The organism is Pseudomonas sp. Pseusp97 (genome assembly GCF_047304025.1).
GTDB lineage: Bacteria > Pseudomonadota > Gammaproteobacteria > Pseudomonadales > Pseudomonadaceae > Pseudomonas.
Genome location: NZ_JBGLYK010000196.1, coordinates 1 through 10,709 on the forward strand (window position 1 = coordinate 1; position 10,709 = coordinate 10,709).

Sequence of the window (10,709 nt, forward strand, 5' to 3'; positions counted from 1 at the left end):
ATTCTGCCGGACAGACAAGGCATCAAGCGGGTTCGCGAGCAAGCTCGCTCCTACGAAGCCCCCATGAAAAAGGCCAGCTTTTCAGCTGGCCTTCGCGTTTCTCACTGCTGCTTGTTCAGCTCGTCGAGCTTCAGCGTGCCGCCGTCGTCGAACAGGTTGAGTTTCTGCTTGAGCTGGTCCGGCGGTAGCGGGTCGCCCTGCCCGGCCGTCGGCTGGGCTGGCGCGGCATTGGGTGCTGCCGTGCCCGGAACCGCCGGAGCGGCGCTATCGGCCGGCTTCTCGGCCTTGCCGTCCTGGCCCTCGATGGCGCGCTGGGCCTTCTTGGTCAGGACGATGATGTCGATGCGGCGGTTCACCGGGTTGAGCGGCTTGTCGCGGTCGAACAGCGCGGACGAGGCGTAACCCACCACGCGGGCAATCTGGTCCAGCGGATAGCCGCCGGCCTCCAGCGCACGGCGCGCGGCGTTGGCGCGGTTGGCCGAAAGCTCCCAGTTGCCGAACTCGCCATTGCCGGCGTAGGGCTTGGCGTCGGTGTGGCCACTGATGCTGATCTTGTTCGGCACCTGCTTGATGGTCTCGGCCAGCGCCAGCAGGATGTCCTCGAAGTACGGCTGCAGGCGCGCGCTGCCCAGGTCGAACATCGGCCGGTTGTCCGAGTCGACGATCTGGATGCGCAGGCCGTCCTGGGTGATCTCGAAGAGGATCTGGTCCTTGAAGCGCTTGAGGGTCGGGTTTTCGTCGACCTTGTTCTGCAATTCCTGCAGCAGCAGCTCCAGGCGCTCCTTCTCCACCTGCTCGGCGACGTCCTGCGCCTGTTGCTCGGTGATCTTGGCGTTTTCGTCCGGGTTGACGCGGGTCTCGTCGGCGTCCGGCTGAGCCTGGATCTGCGGGTTCAGCGTCTTGTCCGGCGCCGGTGTCGGCGTGCCGCCCAGGTCGATGACATAGGGGCTGGCGCTTTCGGTGAAGCCGATGGGGTCCTGGAAGTAGCCGGAGATGGCCTTCTTCTGCTCCGGGGTCGCCGAGGACAACAGCCAGAGCACGAGGAAGAACGCCATCATGGCGGTGGCGAAGTCGGCGAAGGCGATCTTCCAGCCCCCGCCATGGTGGCCGGCGGCGTAGCGTTTGACGCGCTTGACGATGATCGGCTGGTTGTTATCCATGCGTCAGACGACCCGTCAGCGACCGCGAACGGCCTGCTCCAGCTCGCTGAAGCTGGGGCGGTGCGCCGGCAGCAGCACCTTGCGGCCGAACTCGACGGCCAGCGACGGCGGCATGCCGGAGGCGGAAGCCACCAGGCAGGCCTTGATCGACTCGTACAGGTTCAGCTCTTCCTTGGCGTCGTGCTCCAGGGCATTGGCCAGCGGGCCGACGAAGCCATAGGCGGCGAGAATACCGAGGAAGGTGCCCACCAGCGCCGCAGCGACATGGTGGCCGATTTCGGCCTGGCTGCCCTGGCCGAGCAGGGCCATGGTGATCACGATGCCCAGTACCGCGGCGACGATACCGAAGCCCGGCAGGGCGTCGGCGACGCGGGTGACGGCATGGGATGGGTGCTCGAGGTCTTCCTTGAGGCTGCCCAGCTCCATGTCGAACAGGCCTTCCAGCTCGTGGGGCGCCATGTTGCCGGAGGACATGATGCGCAGGTAGTCGCAGACGTAGGCGGTCATGCGTTCGTCCTTGAGCACCGCCGGGTACTTGCTGAAAATCGGGCTGGCGGCCGGGTCCTCGACGTCGGCCTCGATGGCCATCATGCCTTCGCGGCGGCTCTTGTTGAGCACCTCGTAGAGCATTCCCAGCACCTCCAGGTAGAAGGTGTGGGTGAAGCGGTTGCCGAACATCTTCGGCGCCTTCTTCAGCACGGTCATGAAGGTGCTGCCAGGGTTGGCCTGGAGGAAGGCACCCAGCGCGGCGCCGCCGATGATCAGCACTTCGAACGGCTGGATGATGGCCGCGATCTTGCCGCCGGAAAGCATGTAGCCGCCGAGCACGCTACCCAGAATGACGATGATGCCGATGATTTTTGCCATGGGGACCGGACTGAAACTGTGAACAGAAAGGGAGGCACTCTTCCCGCCTCCCTGTTGTTATCGGAGATTTCGGGCAAGACTATAGGCCGAAAACACTAAAAACCAGTTCGGCGCCTCACGCATGTCAAAGCAAATGCTTCATCCAGAGCGTCTCAAGGCCTGGCTTACCCAGCTGGAACATCTGCCTTTGCCCGTTCCCCTGGAACAACGCGACGACATTCGCCGGGCGCTGAACGACAGCCGCCGCTCGATACGGGACATCGCCGACCTGCTGCAGGACGCGCCGACGCTGGCTTTCGCCATCCTGCGCGAGGCCAACCGGGCGGCGAGCGCCAGGGACAATCCGGCGGAAAGCCTGGAAGTCGCCCTCAACCGCCTGGGCCTGAGCCGCGCCAGCCAGTTGCTCGATAGCCTGCCGGCGGTACCCGAGGCGCAGATGCCGCGCGCGCTGAACCAGTTGCTGCTGATCAGCCGTCACGCCATGCAGCAGGCCAGCGGCCTGTTCGCCAACCGCCTGGCGCGGCTATGGCAGGAAATCCACTGGGGCAGCCTGTTCACCCTCGCGCCCCTGTGGGCGCTGGCCACCGCCAGACCCGAACTGCTGGAGAACTGGCAGCGCCAGGTCTATGGCCTGGGCCGCTGCAGCAGCGAAGTGGAAGAGGAACTGCTCGGCACCCGCCTGCTGCCATTGTGTCGCGCGCTGGCCGACAACTGGCGGCTGCCGGACTGGGTCGGCCAGGGCTACGCCCTGCTCAGCGACGACAAGCGCCTGCTGGTGCGCGCCCTGCACGTCGCCCATACCGAGCACGATCCACTGGGCCAGCAGCAGCGGCTGGACGCCGATCCCGAGCTGCAACGCTGGCTGACCCGCCCGGCCAACACCATCCTCCTCGCCAACAGCCTCGCCATGGCCGCGCACCAGTCCTGGGGCGGCGTGCACATGCTGCGCTGGCAACGCCTGACCAGCCTTTACCTGCAGATGCCGCTGGAAGAATTGCAGCAGACCGTCCACGGCCTCGCCGCGCAGAGCGCCCGCCGCCACGCCCGCCCCCTGCTCTGGCACCCGGCCCAAGCGCTGCTCTGGCCGTGGGACGCCCGGCGCTGGGTCAACGGCCCGAAGGCCGGGGAACCGGCCAGCCCTCCCGACACCCTCGCCCAATGGCGGCAACACTGCACCCGCCTGATGCAGGAGCCCAGCCCGTTCAGCAACGTCCTGCAACTGCTCGACTGTGCTACTGCCGCACTGCAGGCCTGCGGGCTGCAACGCGGGATGATCCTGCTGGCCGACAAGGGCGGCAGCTGGTTGCAGGCGCGCCGGCATTTCGGCCTGGAGGGCGAGATCGGTGACTTCAAGCTGGAAGTCGCCGCCAGCCCGGTGCTGCGCAAACTCCTGCAACAACCCGGTCAGCTGCGCCTCAGCCCAGCCAACATGGCCGAGTTTTCGGCACTGATTCCCGGCTCGCTGAAGGCGCTGCTCCCCAGCGAGCACCTGCTGCTGCGCTCGCTGGGCAACGGCGCGCGGGTGGTCATGCTGGTGCTTTGCGACCGCAACGGCCAGCCATTGGCGGACCTGCATGCCCAGGCGTTCGGCCGCACCGTGCAGTGCATCGAGCACGCGGTGAAGCAGATGGCGCGGGGCGCCTGATCCGGAAAGGTTTGCGCCCCGCCGCGTCCCCTTTAAACTAACCGCCCTCACGGGGTAGCCCAGGGCGCCTGCTCACGTTGCCTCCCCTCACCGTTCCCGCCGGGAGACTCCGCCATGTCCGCCTTCTCCGCCCTGCCCCTGGTGATCGAACCGGCTGATCTTGCCAGCCGCCTCGACGCCCCCGAACTGATCCTGGTCGACCTGACCAGTGCCGCGCGTTATGCCGAAGGCCACATTCCCGGCGCCCGCTTCGTCGCCCCTGCACGCACTCAGCTGGGCGGCACACCCGCGCCGGGCCTGCTGCCGGCCAAGGCCGACCTCGAAGCGCTGTTCGGCGAACTGGGCCACAACCCCGATGCCGTCTACGTGGTCTACGACGACGAAGGCGGCGGCTGGGCCGGCCGCTTCATCTGGCTGCTGGATGTGATCGGCCACGGCAAATACCACTACGTCGATGGCGGCCTGCACGCCTGGCTCGCCGACGGCCTGCCGTTGAGCCAGGACGTCCCCGCAGCCGCCGGCGGCCCGCTGCCGCTGACCCTGCACGACGAGCCCACCGCCACCCGCGAATACCTGCAGAGCCGCCTGGGCGCCGCCGACCTGGCCGTCTGGGATGCCCGCAACCCCAGCGAATACAGCGGCCAGAAAGTCCTCGCCGCCAAGGCCGGCCACGTGCCCGGCGCCGTCAATTTCGAATGGACCGCCGGCATGGACCCGGCCCGCGCGCTGCGCATCCGTACCGATATGCCGCAGATCCTTGAGGACCTGGGCATCACCAAGGACAAGGAAGTGATCACCCACTGCCAGACCCACCACCGTTCCGGTTTCACCTACCTGGTGGCCAAGGCCCTCGGCTATCCGCGGGTCAAGGGCTATGCCGGTTCCTGGTCGGAATGGGGCAACCATCCCGACACCCCCGTAGAGGTTTAAGGAATGTCGTTCAAAGATCGTCTGTTCATCCTCGCCCAGTACCTGCTGCCGCATCACCTGCTGTCGCGCCTGATCGGCTGCGCCGCCGAATGCCGCGCGCCCTGGTTCAAGGACCGCCTGATCCCCTGGTTCGCCCGCCGCTATCAGGTCGATATGCGCGAGGCGCAAGTCGAGGACCTGGGTGCCTACGAGCACTTCAACGCCTTCTTCACCCGTGCCCTCAAGGAAGGTGCGCGTCCGCTGGACGAAAGCGCAGGCGCGGTGCTCTGCCCGGCCGATGGCGCCATCAGCCAGCTCGGCCCGATCGAGCATGGCCGCGTGTTCCAGGCCAAGGGCCACAGCTACAGCCTGATGGAACTGCTGGGCGGCGACGCCGAGCGTGCCGCGCCCTTCATGGGCGGCGAATTCGCCACCGTCTACCTGTCGCCCAAGGACTACCACCGCGTGCACATGCCGCTGGCCGGGACCCTGCGCGAGATGGTCTACGTGCCGGGCCGCCTGTTCTCGGTGAACCAGCTGACCGCCGAGCAGGTGCCGGAACTCTTCGCCCGCAACGAACGCGTGGTGTGCATCTTCGATACCGAGCGCGGGCCGATGGCCGTGGTGCTGGTGGGCGCGATGATCGTCGCCTCCATCGAGACCGTGTGGGCCGGCCTGGTCACACCGCCCAAGCGCGAGCTGAAGTCCTTCTCCTACGACGAAGCGTCCCGCGCGCCGATCCACCTGGAGAAAGGCGCCGAGCTGGGCCGCTTCAAGCTGGGTTCCACCGCCATCGTGCTGTTCGGCCCCGGGCAGGTCAGCTGGGCGGAAAACCTGGCCGCCACCAGCGCCGTGCGCATGGGCGAGCGCCTGGGTGGCGCGCGCCAGGGCTGACGCCCATTCTTATAAGGCGGGCGGCCAATGAGCCGCCCGCCACCGCTTTTCGCCTCATCGTGCCAGTTCCCTGCCATGAAACGCTTCCTGCATCTGATGGGCTGGCGGGCCAACGCCACCAGTCATCTTGAAAAATGGCTCTCCGCCATCGGCGCGATCTGCGGCATCGCCGCCATCTACGCCGTCACCCACTGGGTCCTGCCCGGCGAAGCCGCCATCTGGGTCGTAGCCTCCATGGGCGCCAGCGCCGTGCTGCTGTTCGCCGTGCCTCACGGCGTGCTCTCGCAACCCTGGGCCGTGCTGGGCGGGCAAGTGCTCTCGGCGCTGGTCGGGGTGGTCTGCCAGAAAGTCTTTCCCGACCAGCCCTTCACCCCGGCCCTGGCTGTAGGGGCGGCCATCCTGGTGATGCACTACGCCCGCTGCATTCACCCACCGGGCGGCGCCACCGCGCTGGCGGCGGTCTCCGGCGGGCCGGCGATCAGCGCACTGGGCTTCCACTACGTGCTCAGTCCGGTGCTGCTCAATGTGGTGCTGATCCTTGCTGTCGCGGTGGCCTTCAACGGCCTGTTCGCCTGGCGCCGCTACCCCGCTCCGCTGGCGCGCCTGCCCGCTTCGCCGAAGCTCCCCGCCGGGCCCGCGCCGGAAGACCTCTACCACGCACTGCGCAAGATGGATTCCTACATCGACGTGCAGTTCGACGACCTGCTGAAGATCCTCCAGCTGGCCCAGGAACACGCCCAGGCGCAGCGCCTGACTCCCGACGACATCCTGCTCGGCGCCAGCTACAGCAATGCCCTGAGTGGCGACGCCTGGGCCGTGCGCCAGGTGATCGACGACCATCCGGACAAGCGCGGCCGCCAGGACCAGTTGGTCTACAAGGTGGTTGCCGGAGCGGGCAAGGGCAACACCGGCGTCTGCCGGCGCCAGGACCTGCTCGACTGGGCCGCGCACGCGGTGATGCCCCAGGGAGACGGCTGGGTTCGCGTCACCGCCCAGGATTCATCGCGCGACGCTCTGCAACGTCAGATAAAAGGCGAAACGCCGCTGCCGTGACCCGTCCGCGCACCAGTCGGGCGATGGGCTGCGGCGGGCGGCGGATGCTGCTAGAGTTCGGAAAAAGCCGACAGTAATGACCAACCGGTTCGTACAACGAAGCGGATTGTGGAGAAACCATTCCCGCCATGGACAACAGTCCCCAGCAGTTTCTACGTGTCCCCACCCCGACGCACGAGAGCCTGAGCTTCTGCAACGCCAACACGCGCGAGCTGAAATACTGGCTGGATCACCTGCCCAAGGCCAACCTCGGGGAGACTGCCCGCCAGCTCTACCAGGGGCTGATCGAACTCAACCAGCTCAAGCTGCCGGTGGAAACGCGCCTGCAGTTGCTGGAACTGTTCCGCCCGGAAGTCCACTTCGTCTGCCATAACCTGGAGCGGCACTTCCTCAACCAGTCCATTGTCCTGGACGAGCGCCCGCGCAAGGTCGCCAATCTCTGCCAGGCGCTGCAGAACCATCTGGCCATCGGCTACAAGATCATCGTCGCGCGCGAGGCCTCGCGCTTCACCCGCGAGCGCGCCCAGGTGATGACCGCCGCGATCCAGCGCGCCATTCGCAGTCTCTGCGGGCCGCTGGTGCGTGCTTCGCAGCTGTACTGCCCGGTGCCCGAGCACCTGTGGCTGGAGCTCCACCAGCTCTACCAGCTGGCCCGCCAGCACGGCCTGCAGCACACCCCGGTGCGCGACGCCCTGGCGCGCCAGTCCCAGGGGCTGTCCATCGAGCACGCCTACCTGGTGGCGCTGATGCTGGGCTCCGCCCGCTGCAACCAGATGCGCCAGAACAATATCGCCCGTGTCGCCGAAGTCCTCGAGAGCTGGGCGGCGCTGGTGAAGGTTCAGCCCGCCGATGCGCCTTCCACCCTCTTCGTGGTGGTGCCGGCGGTGGATGGCCCTCCGCGCTACCGCACCCTGTTCAAGGAAAGCGACCTCACCGGCGGCCTGGGCATCGACCCGCAGCCGCTGGTGGACGTCATCCGCGAATACCTGCTGCTGCCGCCGGAGAACCGCGCACAGGCGCGTCTGAAGGTTCCAGAAGGCGTGAGCATCGACCTGCTGCAGCACCTTGCCGCGGCCTGGGGCGACATCGCCGAACGGACCTTCCACCGCACCCCCGGCCAGGGCCAGCTGACCCTGTGCATCGGCATGAGCGCCCTGCACTACTTCCTCGCCGGTCGCAAAGGCTTCAACGACCTGTTGAAGATCCAGGTTCAGGAACAGCTGCCGACCTTCAAGACCGAGGTGAAGGACGCCTGGTCCGGCGCCTTCGACGCGGAGAAGGTCAACGACTGGAAGCCCGGCATGCCACTGGAGGAAATCGAGTACACGTCGCCGCGCAGCGCCGAGGACCACGTCGGCGGTCTCGCCGTGGAAACCCAGCGTGACGACTATCCCGTGCACACCCTGAACATCGTCAACCACAGCCCCGGCGGCTACTGCCTGACCTGGCCGAAGGAAATTCCCAGCCAGTTGCAGGCCGGCGAACTGCTGGGCATCCAGGACACGCCGGAGCACAGCTGGAGCGTCGCCGTGGTGCGCTGGATCCGCCAGGTTCGCGGCGGCGGCACGCAGATGGGCATTGAACTGGTCGCCCCGCTGGCCCAACCCTGCGGCCTGCAGCTGCTGCGCAAGACCGAACAGGGCAGCCAGTATCTGCGCGCCCTGCTGCTGCCGGAGATCGCCGCGATCTCGCGCCCGGCCACCGTCATCACCCCGCGCCTGCCCTTCCAGGAAGGCAACCGCGTGCAGCTCAACCTGCACGGGGACGAGCGCCGCGCGACCCTGACCCGCAAGGTCACCGCCACCGCCAGCTTCACCCAGTTCGAATACCAGGCGCAGGACGCGGCTGGCCTTCCGAGCGATAAGCCCATCACAGGGTCGAACGCTCGCGGCCCTGGCGGGGAGGAAGACTTTGACTCCCTCTGGAAGTCTCTGTAGATTCCGGAGGATTCCCTTTCGTCGCCTCTTTGCTGCCGTCCAGCGCGGTATAAGCAGCCTTCCCCATGGCCAATGAAAAGAAAACCATCCGCCTGTTGATCCTGGAAGACTCGCAGAACGAAGCCGAGCGCCTGGTCAGCCTGTTCCGCAACGCCGGTCGTGCGACCCGCGTCCACCGCATCACCTCCAGCGAAGACCTGACGGAGGTCCTGCCCCAGGGCTGGGACCTGCTGATCGCCGCGCCCGAAGCCGAGGCGCTGGACCCCAGCGAAGCGCTGGGCGCGATCCGCCGGCAGGCCAAGGACATCCCCTTCATCCAGCTGGTCAGCGGCAACGACTCCGACGCCGTGACCGAGGCCCTGGCCCTCGGCGCCCAGGATGCCCTACCGCAAGGCGAGGACGAGCGCCTGATCCTGGTGGCCAACCGCGAGCTGGCCAACCTCGAGGAACGCCGCGCACGCCGCTCCGCCGAAGTCGCCCTGCGCGAGGCGGAGAAGCGCTGCCAACTGCTGCTCGACAGCTCGGTGGATGCCATCACCTACGTCCACGACGGCATGCATATCTATGCCAACCGCGCCTACGTCGGCCTGTTCGGCTACGAGGACGCCGAGGAGCTGGAAGGCATGCCGATGATCGACCTGATCGCCGGCTGCGACCAGGCCAACTTCAAGGACTTCCTCAAGGGCTACCAGACCACCGAGGACAACGCCGAACTGGCCTGCAGCGGCATCCGCAGCGACGGCCAGGCCTTCGCCGCGCGCATGAGCTTCTCGCCCGCCACCTACGACGGCGAGCCATGCATCCAGGTGGTGATCCGCGCGGAAACCGACAACGCCCAGCTCGAGGAAAAGCTGCGCGAAGTCAGCAGCCAGGACCTGGTCACCGGCCTGTTCAACCGCGCCCATTTCCTCGACCTGATGGACAACGCCGTCGAGCGTGCGGTGACCGCCGGCCAGCCGGCCACCTTCGCCTACATGCAACTGGACCGCGCACAAGCGCTCCAGCTCGACCTCGGCGTCGCCAGCATCGACCTGCTGCTGGCGGACCTGGGCAACCTGCTGCGTGGCCAGTTCCCCGAGCTGGCCCAGCTGGCCCGCCTGAGCGACGACGTCTTCGCCGTCCTGTTGCCGGGGGAAACCCCGGAGCACTCCGCGCCTCGCTTCAGCGCCCTGCTGAAGAAGGTCGAAGGCCATCTGTTCGACATCCATGGCCGCACCGCACAGGTCACCCTGTCCATCGGCACCGCCGGCCTGGACGAGAAGACCACCCGCCCCCAGGACGTCATCGAACGCGCCCACCGCGGCGCCGACGAGGTCGCACAGAAAGGCGGCAACGGCCTGAAGGTCTACAACCCGGCCGATGAACTCGCCGCCGCCGCCTACCGTGGCGACGTCAGCGCGATCATCCGCCAGGCGCTGGAGCAGAACAGCTTCCGCCTGCTGTTCCAGCCGATCATCAGCCTGCGCGGCGATACCCACGAACACTACGAAGTGCTGCTGCGCCTGCTCAACCCGCAAGGCGAGGAAGTGCCTCCTGCGGACTTCCTCAACGCCGCCAAGACCAGTGGCCTGGCCGAGAAGATCGACCGCTGGGTGCTGCTCAACTCCATCAAGCTGCTCTCCGAGCATCGCGCCAAGGGCCACGAGACCAAGCTCTTCGTGCACCTCTCCGGCCCCAGCCTGCAGGACCCGGAACTGCTGCCATGGCTGAGCGTCGCGCTGAAGGCCTCGCGCCTGCCGGCCGACGCGCTGATCGTGCAGATCAGCGAACCGGATGCCATCGCCTACCTGCGCCAGGCCAAGATTCTCAGCCAGGGGCTGGCCGAGCTGCACTGCCAGATCGCGCTGTGCCAGTTCGGTTGCGCGCTCAACCCGTTCAACACGCTCAAGCACATGAACGTCGACTTCGTGAAGGTCGACGGCTCCTACGTGCAGGACCTGAACGTCCCGGAGAACCAGGAAAACCTGAAGACCCTGATGGCCAGCCTGCACGCCCAGGCCAAGCTGACCATCGTACCCATGGTGGAAAGCGCCACCGCCCTCGCCACCCTGTGGCAGGCCGGCGCCAACTACATCCAGGGCCGCTACCTGCAGGGCCCGAGCCAGGCGATGGACTACGATTTCGCCTCGGACGAGTAACCCACACCTGTAGGAGCGGGGGGGGGGGGGGGGCCCCCCCCCCCCGCGCGGGGGCGAGGCCGACCCGGACGCGCGCAAACGACCCCCAGGCGGGGAAAAAAAAAAA

8 protein-coding genes are annotated in these 10,709 nt (G+C 67.1%); 6 read left to right on the plus strand and 2 right to left on the minus strand.

What is annotated here, in order from left to right; all coding sequences use genetic code 11:
• Nucleotides 1-101: 101 nt before the first annotated feature.
• A complete protein-coding gene (gene motB, locus ACCC94_RS23555) occupies nucleotides 102-1,160 on the minus strand; it encodes a flagellar motor protein MotB (protein WP_413352009.1) in 1,059 nt (352 codons plus the stop codon).
• Between the two features lie 15 nt (nucleotides 1,161-1,175).
• Nucleotides 1,176-2,027, minus strand: a complete 852-nt coding sequence (motA, locus tag ACCC94_RS23560; RefSeq protein ID WP_413352011.1) for a flagellar motor stator protein MotA — start codon at nucleotides 2,025-2,027, stop codon at nucleotides 1,176-1,178.
• A 133-nt stretch (nucleotides 2,028-2,160) separates the two neighbouring features.
• Here motA and ACCC94_RS23565 point away from each other — a divergent pair, with 133 nt between their 5' ends.
• The 6 genes from ACCC94_RS23565 to ACCC94_RS23590 all read left to right on the plus strand — a co-directional run bounded on the left by ACCC94_RS23565 (nucleotide 2,161) and on the right by ACCC94_RS23590 (nucleotide 10,603).
• Complete coding sequence (locus ACCC94_RS23565; RefSeq protein ID WP_413352013.1) at nucleotides 2,161-3,672, plus strand: HDOD domain-containing protein; 1,512 nt, start codon at nucleotides 2,161-2,163, stop codon at nucleotides 3,670-3,672.
• 114 nt (nucleotides 3,673-3,786) lie between these two features.
• Nucleotides 3,787-4,602, plus strand: a complete 816-nt coding sequence (gene rhdA, locus ACCC94_RS23570) for a thiosulfate sulfurtransferase (protein ID WP_413352014.1) — start codon at nucleotides 3,787-3,789, stop codon at nucleotides 4,600-4,602.
• Nucleotides 4,603-4,605: 3 nt separating this feature from the next.
• Nucleotides 4,606-5,475: an archaetidylserine decarboxylase gene (gene asd, locus ACCC94_RS23575; protein WP_413352015.1), complete on the plus strand. Its 870-nt coding sequence runs from the start codon at nucleotides 4,606-4,608 to the stop codon at nucleotides 5,473-5,475.
• Nucleotides 5,476-5,550: 75 nt separating this feature from the next.
• On the plus strand, nucleotides 5,551-6,528 hold the full coding sequence (locus tag ACCC94_RS23580; protein WP_413352016.1) for an HPP family protein: 978 nt from the start codon (nucleotides 5,551-5,553) through the stop codon (nucleotides 6,526-6,528).
• A gap of 128 nt (nucleotides 6,529-6,656) precedes the next feature.
• Nucleotides 6,657-8,465 carry a molecular chaperone gene (locus ACCC94_RS23585; protein WP_413352017.1) on the plus strand — a complete coding sequence of 603 codons (1,809 nt, stop codon included), beginning with the start codon at nucleotides 6,657-6,659 and terminating at the stop codon, nucleotides 8,463-8,465.
• Between the two features lie 65 nt (nucleotides 8,466-8,530).
• On the plus strand, nucleotides 8,531-10,603 hold the full coding sequence (locus tag ACCC94_RS23590) for an EAL domain-containing protein (RefSeq protein WP_413352018.1): 2,073 nt from the start codon (nucleotides 8,531-8,533) through the stop codon (nucleotides 10,601-10,603).
• Nucleotides 10,604-10,709: the final 106 nt, after the last annotated feature.